Source organism: Fulvimarina uroteuthidis, assembly GCF_034321785.1.
Lineage (GTDB): Bacteria > Pseudomonadota > Alphaproteobacteria > Rhizobiales > Rhizobiaceae > Fulvimarina > Fulvimarina uroteuthidis.
Genome location: NZ_JAXLPB010000001.1, coordinates 194,151 through 209,753 on the forward strand (window position 1 = coordinate 194,151; position 15,603 = coordinate 209,753).

The 15,603-nt window shown below is 66.4% G+C and carries 15 protein-coding genes; 4 read left to right on the plus strand and 11 right to left on the minus strand.

Going from position 1 to position 15,603, the window contains the following annotated elements; all coding sequences use genetic code 11:
* Window positions 1-56: 56 nt before the first annotated feature.
* A complete protein-coding gene (locus tag U0C82_RS00810; RefSeq protein WP_322184919.1) occupies window positions 57-911 on the minus strand; it encodes a DMT family transporter in 855 nt (284 codons plus the stop codon).
* 296 nt (window positions 912-1,207) lie between these two features.
* On the opposite strand from U0C82_RS00810, the gene U0C82_RS00815 reads away from it, so the two are divergent.
* Window positions 1,208-2,173: an AEC family transporter gene (locus U0C82_RS00815; protein WP_322184921.1), complete on the plus strand. Its 966-nt coding sequence runs from the start codon at window positions 1,208-1,210 to the stop codon at window positions 2,171-2,173.
* Here the strand turns inward: U0C82_RS00815 and U0C82_RS00820 are convergent.
* From U0C82_RS00820 to U0C82_RS00830, 3 genes are all read right to left on the minus strand, one after another.
* Window positions 2,150-2,677: a hypothetical protein gene (locus tag U0C82_RS00820; protein ID WP_322184923.1), complete on the minus strand. Its 528-nt coding sequence runs from the start codon at window positions 2,675-2,677 to the stop codon at window positions 2,150-2,152. The genes U0C82_RS00815 and U0C82_RS00820 overlap by 24 nt on opposite strands.
* 176 nt (window positions 2,678-2,853) lie before the next feature.
* Window positions 2,854-4,620 (minus strand): sodium:solute symporter family protein, encoded by a 1,767-nt coding sequence (locus U0C82_RS00825; protein WP_322184925.1) that lies wholly within the window; start codon window positions 4,618-4,620, stop codon window positions 2,854-2,856.
* A gap of 23 nt (window positions 4,621-4,643) precedes the next feature.
* Entirely contained in the window at window positions 4,644-4,928 is a 285-nt protein-coding gene (locus U0C82_RS00830; RefSeq protein ID WP_322184927.1) for a DUF4212 domain-containing protein, read from the minus strand.
* A 198-nt stretch (window positions 4,929-5,126) separates the two neighbouring features.
* Between U0C82_RS00830 and U0C82_RS00835 the strand changes: the two genes are divergently transcribed.
* The 3 genes from U0C82_RS00835 to U0C82_RS00845 all read left to right on the plus strand — a co-directional run bounded on the left by U0C82_RS00835 (window position 5,127) and on the right by U0C82_RS00845 (window position 7,209).
* Window positions 5,127-5,504 carry a PH domain-containing protein gene (locus tag U0C82_RS00835; protein WP_322184929.1) on the plus strand — a complete coding sequence of 126 codons (378 nt, stop codon included), beginning with the start codon at window positions 5,127-5,129 and terminating at the stop codon, window positions 5,502-5,504.
* 159 nt (window positions 5,505-5,663) lie between these two features.
* Window positions 5,664-6,170: a GNAT family N-acetyltransferase gene (locus U0C82_RS00840; protein WP_322184931.1), complete on the plus strand. Its 507-nt coding sequence runs from the start codon at window positions 5,664-5,666 to the stop codon at window positions 6,168-6,170.
* Between the two features lie 79 nt (window positions 6,171-6,249).
* Entirely contained in the window at window positions 6,250-7,209 is a 960-nt protein-coding gene (locus tag U0C82_RS00845; RefSeq protein WP_322184933.1) for an alpha/beta hydrolase, read from the plus strand.
* A gap of 189 nt (window positions 7,210-7,398) precedes the next feature.
* Here the strand turns inward: U0C82_RS00845 and cobT are convergent, their stop codons facing one another.
* The 7 genes from cobT to U0C82_RS00880 all read right to left on the minus strand — a co-directional run bounded on the left by cobT (window position 7,399) and on the right by U0C82_RS00880 (window position 15,554).
* Window positions 7,399-8,415 (minus strand): nicotinate-nucleotide--dimethylbenzimidazole phosphoribosyltransferase, encoded by a 1,017-nt coding sequence (gene cobT, locus U0C82_RS00850; protein ID WP_322184935.1) that lies wholly within the window; start codon window positions 8,413-8,415, stop codon window positions 7,399-7,401.
* 84 nt (window positions 8,416-8,499) lie between these two features.
* A complete protein-coding gene (gene cobD, locus U0C82_RS00855) occupies window positions 8,500-9,552 on the minus strand; it encodes a threonine-phosphate decarboxylase CobD (RefSeq protein WP_322184937.1) in 1,053 nt (350 codons plus the stop codon).
* A complete protein-coding gene (locus U0C82_RS00860; RefSeq protein ID WP_322184939.1) occupies window positions 9,549-10,859 on the minus strand; it encodes a cobyrinic acid a,c-diamide synthase CobB in 1,311 nt (436 codons plus the stop codon). Before U0C82_RS00860 ends, cobD begins: the two co-directional genes overlap by 4 nt.
* A 4-nt stretch (window positions 10,860-10,863) precedes the next feature.
* The gene (gene cobM / locus U0C82_RS00865) at window positions 10,864-11,640 is read right to left on the minus strand and encodes a precorrin-4 C(11)-methyltransferase (RefSeq protein ID WP_322184941.1); all 777 of its coding nucleotides are present in this window, start codon (window positions 11,638-11,640) and stop codon (window positions 10,864-10,866) included.
* Window positions 11,641-11,716: 76 nt separating this feature from the next.
* Window positions 11,717-13,546 carry a precorrin-3B C(17)-methyltransferase gene (cobJ, locus tag U0C82_RS00870; RefSeq protein WP_322184943.1) on the minus strand — a complete coding sequence of 610 codons (1,830 nt, stop codon included), beginning with the start codon at window positions 13,544-13,546 and terminating at the stop codon, window positions 11,717-11,719.
* Window positions 13,543-14,310 (minus strand): precorrin-2 C(20)-methyltransferase, encoded by a 768-nt coding sequence (cobI, locus tag U0C82_RS00875; RefSeq protein WP_322184945.1) that lies wholly within the window; start codon window positions 14,308-14,310, stop codon window positions 13,543-13,545. Before cobI ends, cobJ begins: the two co-directional genes overlap by 4 nt.
* A 74-nt stretch (window positions 14,311-14,384) precedes the next feature.
* Entirely contained in the window at window positions 14,385-15,554 is a 1,170-nt protein-coding gene (locus U0C82_RS00880; RefSeq protein WP_322184947.1) for a sirohydrochlorin chelatase, read from the minus strand.
* Window positions 15,555-15,603 lie beyond the last annotated feature (49 nt).

Here is a 15,603-nt window from a genome sequence, read left to right on the forward strand (position 1 = left end):
CGAGATCGGGCATCGTCCGGGCGCGTCCGATCCGGCGGCGGCCATGGGCGGAGCGCTCAGGCGGTCGGGGGCACCTGCCGCCGCTTCCATTCCCGCGTCGATACCGCGACGCCGGTCGCCGCGACCACGAGCCCGCACAGTTGCAGGAGGGTCAGGGTCTCGTCGAACAGAAGGAACGCCATGATCGCGGTGACCCCCGGCGTCAGGTACATCAGCGCGGCCACCGAGGAGACGGCGCCCTCGCGGATCAGCACCATCATCAGAAAGATCGCGCCGATGGACAGGACGAGCGTCAGCCATGCGAGCGCGAAGACGAGTTCACCCGTCCATGCGATCGTCTGGGTCTCGATGAAACTGGCGAGAATCGCCGTCGGGATCACCGCGCCGAGATATTGAAACGCCGTGCCGGTGCGCAGATCGACGCCCGACACGAAGCGTTTCTGCCAGATCGTACCGAGCGAAATGCCGAGGGCGGACGCGAACACCGGGAAAAGGGTCCGGACACCGATCGTGCCGCCGGCCCCGAGCTTGGGGAAGATGACCATCGCGATGCCGGCCAGTCCGAGCGCAAGGCCGAGGACGTGCCGCGGGCGCACCCGGTCGCCGAGAATGAAACTGGCGAGGAACGTCGTCAGGATCGGCTGGAGACCGACGATCAGCGCCGCGATTCCCGCATTCAGCCCGTGGCGCACGGCGTAGAAGACACCGCCGAGATAGACGCCGTGAATGAGGCTGCCCGCAATCATCGAGTGGACCGCCTGGCCGCGCGCGGGCATGCGCGCGCTGACCGCCACCGACAGGGCGACGAGGACCGCGAGAGCCAGAGCATAGCGCAGGGCCAGGAAGGTGAACGGCTCGGCATACGGCATGGCGTAGCGCGCGCCGATGAAGCCGGTCGACCACAACAGCACGAAGAGCGGCGGAAAAAGCCAGAGGAAGCGGGCGATCGGACAGGTCCCCAGAAACGACTATCGACGTCGAGCCCTTAAGCATTCGTCCGGAAATCGACAACCGCTTTTCGGTTTCGCAAGCGCTCGACCGGACCGCGGCGCAGCTTCCATCCTCGCCCGGCAATCCGTGCCGTCCACCGGCGCCGTTCGGCGATCACGACGCGATCGGGCACCCCGGCGAACCGATGCCGCCTTGTTGATCGGCGCCGATGCCGGGTCGTTTGCCTCGCCGCCCCCGCCCAGCTATCGCAAAGCCCATGCAGACCATCCTCGATATCATCGTTCCCGTGTTCGGCCTCATCGCGATCGGCTTTCTTGCCGGCCATTTCAGGATCCTGTCCGAGGATGTCGGTCAGGCGCTGGCCAAATTCGTCTTCGTCGTCGCCGTGCCGGTGCTCCTGTTCCGCTCCCTCTCCCAGGCCGCGTTCGGCGGTTCCAACCCCCTGGCGCTCTGGGCCATCTATTTCGGCGCCGTCGCGCTCGCCTGGACGATCGGCACGGTGCTCATTCGCCGGATCGCGAAGGCCGATCACCGGACCGGCGTGATTGCCGGGATCACGTCGAGTTTCGCCAACACGGTGTTCGTCGCCCTGCCGACGATCCAGCGGGCCTATGGCGACATCGGCCTCGAGCCGCTGCTGCTGATTCTCGCCATCCATCTGCCGATCATGATGATCGCATCGACGCTGATGGTGGAGCGCGCCGTCATCCTCGACGCCCGGACGGGCGACGGGCAGAGCGAGCGGGTCGATGTTTCCGCGACGCTGAAACGGGTCGGCCGCAACCTTGCGACGAACTCGATCATCATCGGCATCGCATGCGGGCTTCTGTGGCGCGGCACGGGCCTCGAGCTCGAAAGTCATTTCGACCAGATCACCCAGCTGATCGGTTCCACCGCCGGACCGCTGGCGCTCTTCTCGCTTGGCATGTCGCTGACGCGCTACGGGCTGAAGGGCGATCTCGTCTCGGCATCCCTCATCACGTTTGTGTCGCTGGTGGTTCAGCCCGGCCTCGTCTGGCTGGCGGCGTCGCAGTTCGGACTGACGACCCTCTGGCTGAACGTCGCCGTCCTGACGGCCGCGGCGCCGGCGGGCGTCAACGCCTACCTGTTCGCCGCCTATTTCGGAACCGGCGAAAAGCTGGCGGCGACCACGATCCTCCTGTCGACCATGCTGTCGGTCGTCACGCTCAGCCTGTGGCTATCGGTTCTCGGCGTCGGATGAACCGGTCGTCAGCGGCGGAACCTGCGAGCAGACGAGGTCCTGCACCCGGCCGGCTCGATCCGCCTCGTCGCCGACGGCCTTACCGTCGGTGCCTGGCGGCGTCGCCGCGCCGCAATCCATGACGACGGTCTGCCGCTCGGCCGGAACGCGCCGCTCCAGGAAATAGAGATCGACGCGAACGGCATCGGGATCGTTGGCGTTGCGCCGCGCGCCGCCGACATCGGCCGCGACGAACCGTTCGGCCACGGGAAAGACGAAGCTCCAGGGGCGCCAGACATTGGACTGGCTGACCTTGTCGACGACGACGAGACGATCGGGCAGAGCCGACGCCGTGCGCGCGGCCCATGTATAATCACCCCAGACGGCGAAGCCCACCAATGCGAGCGCGGCCATGACGGGGATCGCCGTCTTCGGCAGGCGGCCGCCGGAGAGCTTGCGCAGGAAGACGACGAGGCCGCCGACGCTGAGGGCGAGCGCGATGGCTGCGAGAAGTTCCAGGATCATAAGGTCGTCGCTGTCTCGTTGGGTTCGGACCGCCTCCCGCCCGGTGGCGGCCAAGGGGGCAGGTTGCCGGACGCGCTGACCTGCCGCAAGACTGCCGCACGGGTCAATGGGAAACGGCCCGCCTGTTCGCAGGCGGGCCGTCTCGTTGCATCGGATGTTGGCTCGGGTCTGTCGCCTTAGTGGCCGGTCGCCGTGCTCGCGCCGCGCGGAACGCGCAGGGATTCGACCATTTCCTGGATGCGGACCGGGGGCGCTGCCGTCATCTTCGACACGATGATGGCCGTGACGAAGTTGAAGAGTGCGCCGATGGCACCGAACGAGGTGGACTTTACCGAGAGGAAGAGCGGGTCCGCGTCCGTGAAGCTGTTCGTATCGGGAACGAAGAACCAACCCTTGTGCAGGAAGATGTAGAGGACGGTGACGACGAGACCGACGATCATGCCGGCCACTGCGCCATGATTGTTGATCGTCTTCGTGAAGATGCCCATCATCAGCACCGGGAAGATCGACGCCGCCGCGATGCCGAATGCCAGCGCCACGGTCTGTGCGGCAAATCCGGGCGGGTTGAGACCGAGATAGGTCGCGACCGCGATGGCCGCGGCCATGGCGACGCGAGCCGCCATCAGCTCGCCCTTCTCCGATATTCTCGGATTGATCGCGCCCTTGACGAGATCGTGCGAGACCGCGCTCGCGATCGCCAGCAGAAGACCTGCCGCCGTCGAGAGAGCCGCAGCAAGGCCGCCGGCCGCCACGAGTGCGATCACCCAGCCCGGAAGTCCGGCGATCTCGGGGTTGGCGAGAACCAGAATGTCGTTGTTGACCTCCAGTTCGTTGCCCTGCCAGCCGTTCTGCTCCGCCGTCGGTGCAAAGTCGGCGTTGGTATCGTTGTAGATCTGGATGTTGCCGTCATTGTTCTTGTCGTCGAACTGGATGAGATTGGTCTTCTCCCAGTTCCGGACCCACTCGGGACGCTCGTCATAGGCAAGCGATTCTTCCGCGACGCCGTTCGGATAGACGGTGTTGATGATGTTCAGACGCGCCATCGCACCGACGGCCGGGGCCGTGAGGTAGAGGAGCGCGATGAACACCAGGGCCCAACCCGCCGAATAACGGGCGTCGGACACTTTCGGCACCGTGAAGAAGCGGATGATCACGTGCGGCAGACCCGCCGTACCGATCATCAGCGTCAGGGTGAAGAGGAAGAGGTTGAGGTCGGTATCCTGCTGGCCGGTGTAGCTGGCGAAGCCGAGCTCGCCGATGACCGTGTTCAGCGTCGCGAGGATGGGCTGTCCGGAACTTTCGAAGTCGGAGAACAGGCCGAGCGGCGGAACCGGATTGCCAGTCAGCTGCAGCGAGATGAAGATGGCCGGGATGGTATAGGCCAGGATCAGCACGATGTACTGGGCGACCTGCGTATAGGTCACGCCCTTCATGCCGCCGAGAACGGCGTAGAAGAACACGACCGCCGCACCGATCAGGAGACCTGCCGTGTTGGAGACCTCGAGGAAGCGCGAGAACGCGACGCCGACGCCGGTCATCTGGCCGATCACGTAGGTGACCGAGGCCACGATCAGGCAGATGACGCCGACCATGCGGGCCGTCTTGGAGTAGAAACGGTCGCCGATGAACTCGGGAACCGTGTAGCTGCCGAACTTGCGCAGATAGGGTGCGAGAAGCAGCGCCAGGAGCACGTAGCCGCCGGTCCAGCCCATCAGATAGGCCGAGGCGTCGTAGCCGCTGAAGGCGAGAATGCCGGCCATCGAGATGAACGAGGCGGCCGACATCCAGTCGGCGGCGGTCGCCATCCCGTTGGTGATCGGGTGGACGCCGCGATTGGCAGCATAGAATTCTTCCGTCGATCCGGCGCGCGCCCAGAAGGCGATGCCGATGTACAACGCGAACGTTGCCCCCACGAAAAGCAGATTGAGATAATATTGATCCATGACGATTTCCCTCCCGAGCCCGCTTATTCTTCGTCGACGTTGAACTTCCGGTCGAGCGCGCTCATCCGAAAAGCGTAGAAGAAGATGATGATGATGAAGACGAGGATCGATCCTTGCTGGGCGAACCAGAAACCGAGATCCGTGCCGCCGATCGCGATGCTGGCGAGAAGCGGACGCAGCAGGATCGCGAACCCGAACGACACGATCGCCCAGACGATCAGGCAGCCAGCCATCAAGCGGACATTGGCTTTCCAGTATGCGGCAGGGCTGCGATCTTCCGATCCACCTGGCGTATTCAAGTTACTCATGCAAATTCCTCCCATTCACACGGTTTGCTCTTAGCACGAGTGTCCCCCCTTCGGTAAAGATCACTTTCATTTATTGTTCGACGGGGAAATGCTGCAGTGCGAAAAACTTTTTTCGCACGCGCGTTGGAGGCGATACTTGGACAAAAGGTCGTTTTCTGCCATTTTCACGGTCGTTCATACACGCGAAAGGAGTCGCTCATGGGATTGTTGTCGGGCCTTCTGGGACTGACCAGCGATGTCGACATCGCAGAGGTTCGCGACGATCTGGCGCCGGTCCTGATCGAGGGCGAGACGGTGACCCTGGCCTTCAAGGTCGTCCGGGACCTGATGGTGTTCACCGAGAGGCGCCTGATTCTTGTGGACAAGCAGGGCCTGACCGGCTCGAAACGGCGAATTCTCTCAATCCCCTACCGGGCCATCACCAGTTTCGCCATCGAGACCGCGGGCCGGTTCGATGCCGATTCGGAAATGACCGTCCATGTGTCGGGGCAGGCACCGATCAAGCGGGAGCTTTCGCGTTCGGCCAATATCAGCGGCATTCAGAAGGCCCTCGCCACGGGCGTACTTGGTTCGTGACATGGGACAGAACGAGCCATTCGGCGTTTGCGCGTCACGTCGCCGATGAGGCTCTTTTAAAGGACGCCTCTTGATGGTTAAGATCGCAAGGGACGATCGCCTGCCGCGCAATCGGCGAGGCCACGGAGCTGCGGCTCGAGAGACGGCGCGGATGCGACGATGACGACCACATTGACCGATATCCGATATGCGCGGGAGACGGACGCCCTTTGTCTCAACCGCATTCATGCAGCCTCCTGGCGGCAGGCCTACACCGGAATCATTCCGTTCCGAAGCCTGCACGCCATGATCGGCCTGCGCGATGCCGGGTGGTGGTCGCGAACCGTCAAGTCCGGCGCGGCGATCCTGGTTTGCAGTTTTGGGGGAACGATCGTCGGCTATGCGACGCTCGGCCAGAACCGGACCCGCAGCCTGCCCGTCGACGGCGAGCTTTACGAGCTCTACCTCGACCCGACATTTCAGGGGGTCGGCCTTGGCCGCAGGCTCTTCAACGCCGCGCGCGACTGCCTGCTGAGGGACGGGGCCCGGGGTTTTGCGATCTGGACCCTGGCCGAGAACGACCGGGCCGTGGCGTTCTACACGAGCCTCGGCGGCACCGACGTGGCGGAGGGTATCGAGACCTTCGGTGGGAAAACGGTCTCGAAGGTCGCTTTCCTCTGGACGTGAGGCCGTTTCTGCGCTCTGGCGCTTCTTCCCGCAGGCACGCGACCGTCCCGCCCTGCCCCATGAGAGACGAGCGCGCACGATGAGCCAGTTTCCAGCGCTGACACTCGACAGCGCAAGCGGCGCCGCCCTTCACGTCTATCGCGCGGTGCCGGCAGTCCCCAAAGCCGTGATCCTCCTCTTTCACGGGCTTGCCGAACATGCGGGCCGCTATGGGCGCGTTGCCGGCATTCTGGCGGATGCGGGATATGCGGTCTATGCCCACGACCATCGCGGCCATGGTTCGACGGTCGCCCGGGACGCGCCGCTGAGACGGTTCGCACGGCGCGATGGGGCGGACGCGGTTCTTCTCGATTGCCGGACGGTCTTCGATTTCGCGCGAAGCAACCATCCCGCTCTTCCGCTCTTCGTCTTCGGCCACTCCATGGGCGGCCTCGTCGCGATCAATTTCGCCGAGCGCCATGCGCGCGAAAACACGATCGCCGGACTTGCGATCTGGAATTCGAGCGTCAAGGCCGACTGGCAGCTGCGCCTCGGCGCGTTCGGGCTTCGCATCGAAAAGGCGCTCAAGGGATCGGACGTCGCCAGCGGCCTCTTCCAGCGCGCCATGTTCGATGCCTGGGCAAAATCGATTCCGGCCAGACGCACCGAGTTCGACTGGCTGTCGCACGACCCGGGCGCGGTCGACGCCTATATTGCCGATCCGCTTTGCGGCTTCACGCCGACCGTCTCGATGATGGACGATATCATCACCCTCATCCGCAAGGGCGGCGCCCCCGCGTCGATCGCGGCGCTTCCCGACGATATTCCGGTGCATCTTCTCGGTGGCTCCGAAGATCCGGTCACCGGCAAGGGCGAGGCCCTGCATTGGCTCGCCGGCCGCCTGCGCGACAAAGGGCTCGGCGACGTGACCCTGTCGATCGTCGAAGGGGCTCGCCACGAGACCCTCAACGAGATGGCGAGCCTGCGCGATCCGGCGATCGCCGATCTCATCGCCTGGATGGACGCACGCATTGCCCAGCGCACCGGGCGGAAACGTTGATTCCGGTTTTTCGATCGATCCGGCGCGCCAAGCACTAAACCTTAAGTCGCAGGCGATGCTGAGGTGTCGCCTGAGGCTATCGAGCAGGTGCGTCCATTCGGACGCGCGATGCGCCTGTTGTCCTGTTGGTTTCCCCATCGGCCCTGAAGGAGCCGGGGCCGATCGGAACGCGCCCGATCGACCGGCGGGTCAGACCGCCTTGTTCGAAACCGCAGCCTGCTCGAAGGTCGCCATGCCGGTGTGGCACTGGCATGCGGCCTTGACGATGCCGGCGGCGATCGCCGCGCCCGTGCCTTCGCCGAGACGCATGCCGAGGGCGAGCAGCGGCACCTTGTCCATGATTCCCAGCGCCTTGATGTGACCGGGCTCGGCCGAGACGTGGGCGAACAGGCAATGGTCGAGGGTCGACGGGTCCATCTTGTGAAGAACGGCCGCGGCGGCCGTCGCCACGAAGCCGTCGATGATCACCGGCACGCGCTGGGTGCGGGCCGCCAGGATCGCGCCGGCCATCGCCGCGAACTCGCGGCCGCCGAGCCGGCGCAGGACTTCCAGCGGATCCTTCAGATGCCCCTTGTGGGTCTCGATCGCCCTGGCGACGATCTTTGCCTTGTGATCGATGCCCGTCGTGTCGAAGCCGGCGCCGGGTCCCACCCAGTCGGCGGGACTGCCGCCGAACAGCCCGCAGTAGAGCGCCGCCGCGACCGTGGTGTTGCCGATCCCCATTTCGCCGAGGCAGAGGAGGTCGGGCTCGCCGGCCATGACCTCCATGCCGAACGCCATGGTCGCTGCGCAGGTCTTCTCGTCCATCGCCGCCTCGACGCTGATGTCGCCGGTCGGAAACTCCAGCGCCAGGTCGAAGACCTTGAGGCCGAGATCGTAGGCCGCGCAGATCTGGTTGATCGCAGCGCCGCCCGCGGCGAAATTCGTTACCATCTGTTGGGTCACGTCCGAGGGAAAGGGCGAAATTCCCTGCTTCGTCACCCCGTGCGTGCCGGCGAAGACCGCCACGACCGGACGCTGGATCGTTGCCGAGCCGCGCCATGCGGCAACCCATTCCGACAGGTCCTCGAGCCGTCCGAGCGCGCCGGCGGGCTTGGTCAGTTGGGCCTCACGCTCGCGTTTTGCGTGAACCGCCCGGCGATCGGAACCGGGCATCGTGGCGACGAGTTCGCGGATATCGTCGAAGGGAAGGCCGGATGCGGACATGAAAAGCTCCTGAAGAACAAGGCTCGCTCGACCGGAAACGGGAGCGAAACGAAGGGGATCGTCTGATGAACGGATGAAACGCTTCTAGCTTGATTGCCGCGCTGGGTCATCACGGGCCTGACGGGTTTCGGCAAAGCTCTCGACCAGCGCACGTTCCAGACGCAGCGCCTGATGCGCCTCGCCCGGATTGCCGAAGCGGAGCCATTCGGGCGCATAGCCAAAGGGCCGGGTGAGGATGTGGCGACGGCAGAGCGCGCCGTGAAGGGCATGGGCGAAGGGGTGGTGAACCGTCGCAAAGAGCTGCGTCTGTCCCACGACATCAAGGCCGACGCGGGCTAGGACGCCGAAGAGCGTGTCGGTCTGGATCCCGAGCGCAACGCGCACCCGGGCGATCAACGCACGGTCTTCGAGAAACGCCGTTCCGATCGCAAGGGCCGGCCCCGAGACCGCCCAGGACCCGAGCCGTGCGGCAAGGCTCGCGGCGAGCGCCGGCGTCGTCAGCGCGAAGCCGAGACGCAGGCCCGCCAGGCCGAAGAACTTGCCGAATGAGCGAAGCACCAGAAGGCCGTCCCGTCCGGTTTCCTGCGCGACGCTCAAACCGGGTTCGGGATCGGTGAACGCCTCGTCGACGACGAGAAGGCCGCCGCGGCGTGCCAGCCGATCGGCCAGATCGAGAAGATCGCGCCGGGCGAACCTCTTGCCGTCCGGATTGTTCGGATTGACGACGACGACGATCGTCGCCGCATCCGCAATGGCGGCGAGATGGGAGAAGCTGCAGGGCGTGTGGCCCGCCGCCGCGAAGGCTCGTCCGTGCTCGGAATAGGTCGGATCGAGGATCGCGACGGTTCGCGGCTCGAAAAGGTACGGCAGGAGCGAGATCAGCGCCTGCGTGCCGGGCGCAATGGCGATTCCCGCCTTGGCCGGCGCGCCATAGGCGCTGCGCGCAGCGTTCGCGAGCCGCTGTTCGGCGGCCCGTTCGGGAAGCCTCGACCATGTGTCGGGAAGAAGATCGGGCACGGGCGGCGGCGCAGGGTTGATGCCGGTCGAAAGATCGAGCCAATCGGCCCGCGACCCGCCATAGCGTTCGATCGCGGCGTCGAGCGCGCCGCCATGGGTCTTGAACGGGGTCTCGATCACGTCGCGATCCGGTCTATGAGATGCAGAAACGAGCCGCACACATTGCGGTCGATCTGACCATAGCATCCGAGCGCCGTACCCCGCGCGTCCCCGGCCTCGAAAAGCGGCGCCCTTCCATCCTGTGAAACGATCGTCGCATAGTGGAATTCGTGGGCCGTCATCGCCCCTTCGAACGGCGAGCCGGCGCAAGGGCTCACCCGGCGATAGCCGAGATGCAGCCGGCGCGCTTCGAAGCTCGTGACGAGCGGCAGAAGCCCCAGCATCGCGTGCCGTTCTCCATCGGCATCGATCAGCCCCTCGCCGAGGGCCATGTAGCCGCCGCATTCGCCATAGATCCGAGCGCCGCGCCGCGCCGCCGCCTGAAGTCCGGCCTTGAAGGCCAAGGCGGCGGCGAGGCGTCCGGCATGAAGCTCGGGATAGCCCCCCGGCAGGTAGATCGCATCGGCGCCGGCGTCCGGCGCCTCGTCCGCCAGGGGCGAAAAGACCGAAAGTTCGGCGCCCGCCGCACGCCATCCGTCGAGAAGATGGCCATAGGAGAACGCAAAGGCCGCGTCGCGTGCGATGGCGATATGCTGGCCGAGCGGCGGCAGTGCGGAAACGGACGTCTCGCCTCCCTCGCCCATGCCGTGCGGTCGCGCCAGCGCGGCGAGGGTTTCCAGATCGGCATGCGACGAAAACCAGTCAGCCGCCCGCGCGAGGAATCCTGCCAGATCCTCGTGCTCCCCGGCCTGGACGAGACCGAGATGGCGCTCGGGCAGCAGAAGATCGGCCCGGCGCGGCAGACAGGCGAGAACGGGAATCGCCAAGGGCGCGAGCGCCTCGCGCAGCAGCGTCTCATGTCTTGGAGACCCCACCCGGTTCAGAATCAGGCCGGCGATCGGCAGGGCGGTCCTGAATCCGGCGAAGCCGGCGACGAGCGCAGCCACCGAATGGCTCTGCCGCGCGCAATCGACGACGAGAACCACAGTCAGCCTCAGCATCTCGGCGAGATCGGCCGGCGATCCGGTGCCGTCGGCGGCGCCGTCGAACAGGCCCATCATGCCTTCGACGACGAACGCATCGGCGTCGGCATCGGCGCAGGCCGTGGCGCGAAGCGCTTCCAGAAGCCCCGGCCGCATGGCCCACGGATCGAGATTGACGCAAGGGTGTCCGCTGGCCGCGGCATGATAGGCCGGGTCGATATAGTCAGGCCCCGCCTTTGCCGAGGCGACGCGAAGCCCACGCTGCGCGAGCGCGGAGATAAGGGCGAGCGTCACGGTCGTCTTGCCCGCCCCCGAAGACGGCGCGGCGATCAGCAGGCCGGCCATTCGATCAGGCCACGCTCTTGCGCTTCGGGCGAAGCACGTGGACATGGTCGCCGTCGTAGAGCCTTGAATCGATGAAGTCCTTCGCACCCAGTCCGCGCCCGACGAGGATCAGCGCCGTGCGCGTGAGCTTCGCCTCGCGCGCCTTGCGGTGAAGCTCGCCGAGTGTGCAGCGGATGAAGGTCTCGTCCGGCCAGCCCACCCGATAGGCGATGATGGCCGGGCAGTCCTCGCCGTAAGCGTCGACCGGCACCAGTTCGCGCTGAATATGCGGGATGTTGCGGACGGACAGATGGATCGCCATCGTCGCACCGCTTTGCGCGAGCGTCGCGAGCTCCTCGCCCGCAGGCATCGCGGAGGACTTCATCGCGGTGCGGGTGAGGATGACCGTCTGGCAGACCTCCGGCACCGTCAGTTCGGTCTTCAGCGCCGCCGCAGCCGCGGCGAAGGCCGGCACGCCGGGCGTCACGTCGAACGGAATGGCGAGCGCGTCGAGCCGCCGCATCTGCTCGGCCGTCGCCCCGTAGAGCGAGGGATCGCCCGAATGGACCCGGGCGACGTCGAGGCCCTTCTCGTTCGCCGCGACGATCTCGGCGATGATCTCGTCCAGCGTCATCGGCGCCGTATCGAGAACGCGCGCCTCCGCCGGCGCGGCCTTGACGATCTCCTCGGGCACCAGCGATCCGGCGTAGAGACAGACGGGGCAGGACTGGATGAGCCTCAGCCCGCGCACGGTGATGAGATCGGGCGCGCCGGGTCCGGCGCCGATGAAGTGAACAGTCATGCCATCTCGCCTCGTGGTGTTCGTTTCAGGCAGCGCTTGGGTGCCGGCGCCTTCGTCGAAGAAATCGGGTTCGCGCTCATGTTCCGATCCCGGTGCCGTGCTTCCGGGCATAGCCGCGCGGCGTGTAGACCCAGTCGCGGCCATCGCCGGTCTTCACGACCCGGCTGTTGGAGGAGCCGACGAGGACGACGGTGAGCATGTCGACATCGTCCACTTCGAGCTCCGCTAGGGTCACGATGCGCAGCGTTTCGGTGGGGCGGCCGAGATTGACGCCGAGGATGACGGGGGTATCGGCGGGCCGGTGCCTCAGGAGTTCGTCCCGCGCATGGGCAAGTTGGGTGCGGCGTTTCCTCGAGACCGGATTGTAGAACGCGATCACGAAATCGCCCTCGGCCGCGGCCTTCACCCGCCGCTCGATGTCCTCCCAGGGCGTCAGGAGATCGGACAGCGAAATCGTGCAGAAATCATGGCCGAGCGGCGCACCGGCCCGGGCGCTGGCCGCCTGCAGCGCGGAGATGCCCGGCGAGCACTGGATCTCGATCCGCCTGGCGCCGTCGGGAAGGTCTCCCCTGTCGAGAAGCTCGAAGACGAGCGTCGCCATCGCGTAGATGCCGGCGTCGCCCGAACAGACGAGGGCGACGGTCCGACCCTCGCCGGCAAGTTCCATCGCCCGGCGGACGCGCAGTTCCTCGGCGCCGAGATCGAAATCGTGGCGCGCCTTGCCGTCGGCCAGCGGCCCCAGAATGTCGAGATAGAGCGAATAGCCGACGAGATCGGTGGATGCGGCGATCATGGCGGAAACCTCGGGCGAGCGCCAGGCCGCCTGGCCCGGCCCGATCCCGACGACGAAGAGCGTTCCCCGCGCCCGGCCGATCGCGCCTGGATCGAGAGGTGTCGGCGCCTGTCCGAGCGCGGCGGTGACCCGTTTCGACTTGATCTTCGGGAGGATGAGGCGACCGTCCCGGCCGACGCCGGCGAGCGCCGCTCCTTCCGCGACGCCGTGGCAGCCGATTTCGGCGAAAACGATCTCGGACGGGTTCACCAGCCTGTCGCGCTCGGCTTCGAGATCGTGCGCCGCGAAGAACCTTGCGGCCACGCCGAAATGCGCCGCAACCGCATGGACGGCCGCTTCGTCCGCCTTCAGATCGACACTGGCGACCGCGGCCAGGCAAAGCGGGCTGACGCCGGCCGTCCGCAGCGCGGTCTGCGCGAGCTCGATCGCCTCGTTACCCGGCGCGCCGCGTTCCGAGCCGATGCCGAGGACGAGGGTCCTCGGGCGATAAAGGAGTTCGCTCGGTCGGGGCGCGCGGGCGTCCTGCGAAAGGGTCAGGCCGATCTCGGCTTCGTGCGAAAGCGTGATCGGCGAGCCGGACAGCCAGGGCGCATCCCCTTCGATGCGTGCGGCCGAACCGGCGAGAAGGTCTGCCATGACACGCTTCGCATCCGCCAAATTTTCGAGGACGTAACCGGGCGGCGGCGCGTCGAGGGCAAGGCCGAGAGCGAGATCGCCGGCGGTGGTAATGGCCGCATGGCCTTCGGTCACCGCCGCGATCCGGCGCGCCAGATCGTTTGCGCCGTGATGGCCGCCCAGAAGCGGCACGATGCTGGAGCCGTCTTCGGCGACGCACAGGACCGGCGGTTCGGTGAGTTTGTCGGCGAGACGCGGCGCCAGAATGCGGATCAGGGCGCCGCTCGCCATGACGGCGACGATCGGCGTCCCGTCGGAAAACAGCGAGCGGAGATGGTCGCCCGCATTGTCGAACGAGGTTGAGACATTCGCGGTTCGGGACGAGGCCCCGTGAACCTCGCCGTCGATCGCGTCCGCGATCCGCGCGGCAAGAGCGCTCGCGGAGGCGGACAGGATGACGATGGCGGGTTTGGGCCTGGCTGGCGGAACGCCTGTCATCGATCTTCCATTCTTCGTCCAGCGCCGGGCAAGGGTGCGTTGAGGATCGCAGGTTCGTCGCCGCGATAGCCGAGGATCATCGAAAAATAGGGTGCGACGTCCCCGGTCTCGGCAAGCGGTGCGATCGTCTGGTTCGCGAGCGTCACCCGCTCGCAATAGCGGCAGCTGCCGCTCAACCCCATGGTTTCGAGGAGGGTCTTGATGCGGGCGAAGTGCCGGCCGAGCTTCATGATCGCGAACGCCTGCGCGCCCTCGATCCGGGTCTTCAATTCCTGGTCCGGCAAAGGTCCCGGAATGATGGTCAGCACGTCGTTGCGCGCGGCGAGCGGGCGCAGGCTCGCAGCGCTCGCGGCCATCACCGAGGAGACACCGGGAACGATCACCGTCTCGAAACGGCCCGCCAGCCGCTCGAACAGATACATGAACGAGCCGTAGAAGAACGGATCGCCCTCGCACAGAACCGCGACGTCCTCGCCCCCGTCGAGGCGCGCGGCGATGTCGCGCGCCGCGCGGTCATAGATGCCGGCGGCCGGAAACCGCTCGACGCGCATCGGCACCGCGATCGCGATCTCCACCTGCCCGGGCGCCAGGAACTGGGCGACGATCGCCCGCGCGAAGCTCTCGCCCTGTTCGGGCTTGGGGTAGGCGACGACCGGCGACGCGGTCAGGATCCGGTGCGCCTTCAGCGTCAGAAGGTCCGGGTCGCCCGGCCCGACGCCAAGGCCGTAGAGCACGCCCGGCTTCTGATCGGATCGGCGGGTCACGGAGTGCCGGCCCTCTTGCATGGCGCTCCCGCCGCCCGCGCCGGGATCGACGGCCGCTCGTCGGACCGCACGGCTCAGCGCATCGACTTCGGGCCGAGCGGATGGTCGGCGTGGGGATAGGGATGATGATGGTGATCGTGGCCGCCGCCATGGGCATGGCCGGCCCCGTGGGAATGCCCATGCTCGTGCCCATGCTCGCGCCCGTGCGAATGGCCGTGATCGTGATCATGAGAATGGCCGTGATCGTGCGGGTGATCGTGGGCATGGTCGCCGGCGTGCGAATGGCTGTGCGCCGCTCCCGGAACGGGGCCCGGCGCGGGGACCGCGCGGCAGGCGCCCGTGCAAATATCGTCGCACAGCGCGCAGTCGGCCGAGGAGCCGACGCCTTCCACATGATGGTGGTGGCTTTCCTGGGCCAAGCCCACCTCGGCCTCGAAGCCCAAAACCTGCTCGCGGTACTTGCACATCTGGCAGTTCATGTTGTTGGTGCCTTCCAGCACCTCGCGAAGCCGGTCGGCGAAGGTTTCGACGACGAGATCGTGGGCGCCCAGATAGGGCGCCTTCAGGAAGGCGATCTCCGGATGGGCCTCGGCGACCTTGTCGGTCTGGTCGTAGATCCGGCGCACGAGAACGCCGGTGAATAGGAAATAGGGAAACACCACGATGCGCCTGTAGCCGAGGCGCGCGGCATGGGTGAGCCCCGGTTCGACCAGCGGAAAGGTGACGCCGGAATAGACCGTCTCGCCCCACGCGAACCCGAGCCCCTCCCAGAGCATGCGCATCACCTTGGACACGTTGGAATTGGCGTCGGGATCGGAGGCGCCGCGCCCGACGACCACCAGCATCGTGTCGTGCAGGGGCTCGCCGTCCCGCCAGCCATTGGCACGCAGGCACTCGCGGATGCGCTCGCCGGCGGCGCGAATCATCTTCGGATCGATGCCGAGTTCGCGGCCATAATGGATGGCGACGTCGTTGGCAGCGGCATAGGTGTTGAGCACGGAAGGAATGTCGTTCTTGGCGTGGCCCGCGGCAAACAGCATGCCGGGAAGCGCGACGATCTCGCGCGCGCCACCATTCTTCAGCCTGTTGAGGCCGTCGCGGATCACCGGCTTGGCAAATTCCAGATAGCCATGCTCGGTCGTCCAGTCGGGCAGCCGTTCGCGCAACTTCTCGGCAAGGCCGCCGAACTCTTCCATCGCGCCCTTGTCGCGGCTGCCATGGCCGCACAGCATCAAGGCCTTCATGTCGTCCTCCTGACGCGGGGGTCGCCGCGTGTTCGCTCATGGCCGGAGG

Bases quoted from the DNA above. Each gene is read 5' to 3' on its own strand.
- U0C82_RS00815 (WP_322184921.1), top strand. From the start codon at position 1,208: ATGCAGACCATCCTCGATATCATCGTTCCCGTGTTCGGCCTCATCGCG.
- cobJ (WP_322184943.1), bottom strand. From the start codon at position 13,546: ATGACAGGCGTTCCGCCAGCCAGGCCCAAACCCGCCATCGTCATCCTG.
- cobT (WP_322184935.1), bottom strand. From the start codon at position 8,415: ATGTCCGCATCCGGCCTTCCCTTCGACGATATCCGCGAACTCGTCGCC.
- U0C82_RS00845 (WP_322184933.1), top strand. From the start codon at position 6,250: ATGAGCCAGTTTCCAGCGCTGACACTCGACAGCGCAAGCGGCGCCGCC.
- cobM (WP_322184941.1), bottom strand. From the start codon at position 11,640: ATGACTGTTCACTTCATCGGCGCCGGACCCGGCGCGCCCGATCTCATC.
- U0C82_RS00825 (WP_322184925.1), bottom strand. From the start codon at position 4,620: ATGGATCAATATTATCTCAATCTGCTTTTCGTGGGGGCAACGTTCGCG.
- U0C82_RS00860 (WP_322184939.1), bottom strand. From the start codon at position 10,859: ATGGCCGGCCTGCTGATCGCCGCGCCGTCTTCGGGGGCGGGCAAGACG.
- U0C82_RS00835 (WP_322184929.1), top strand. From the start codon at position 5,127: ATGGGATTGTTGTCGGGCCTTCTGGGACTGACCAGCGATGTCGACATC.
- U0C82_RS00820 (WP_322184923.1), bottom strand. From the start codon at position 2,677: ATGATCCTGGAACTTCTCGCAGCCATCGCGCTCGCCCTCAGCGTCGGC.
- U0C82_RS00840 (WP_322184931.1), top strand. From the start codon at position 5,664: ATGACGACCACATTGACCGATATCCGATATGCGCGGGAGACGGACGCC.
- U0C82_RS00830 (WP_322184927.1), bottom strand. From the start codon at position 4,928: ATGAGTAACTTGAATACGCCAGGTGGATCGGAAGATCGCAGCCCTGCC.
- U0C82_RS00880 (WP_322184947.1), bottom strand. From the start codon at position 15,554: ATGAAGGCCTTGATGCTGTGCGGCCATGGCAGCCGCGACAAGGGCGCG.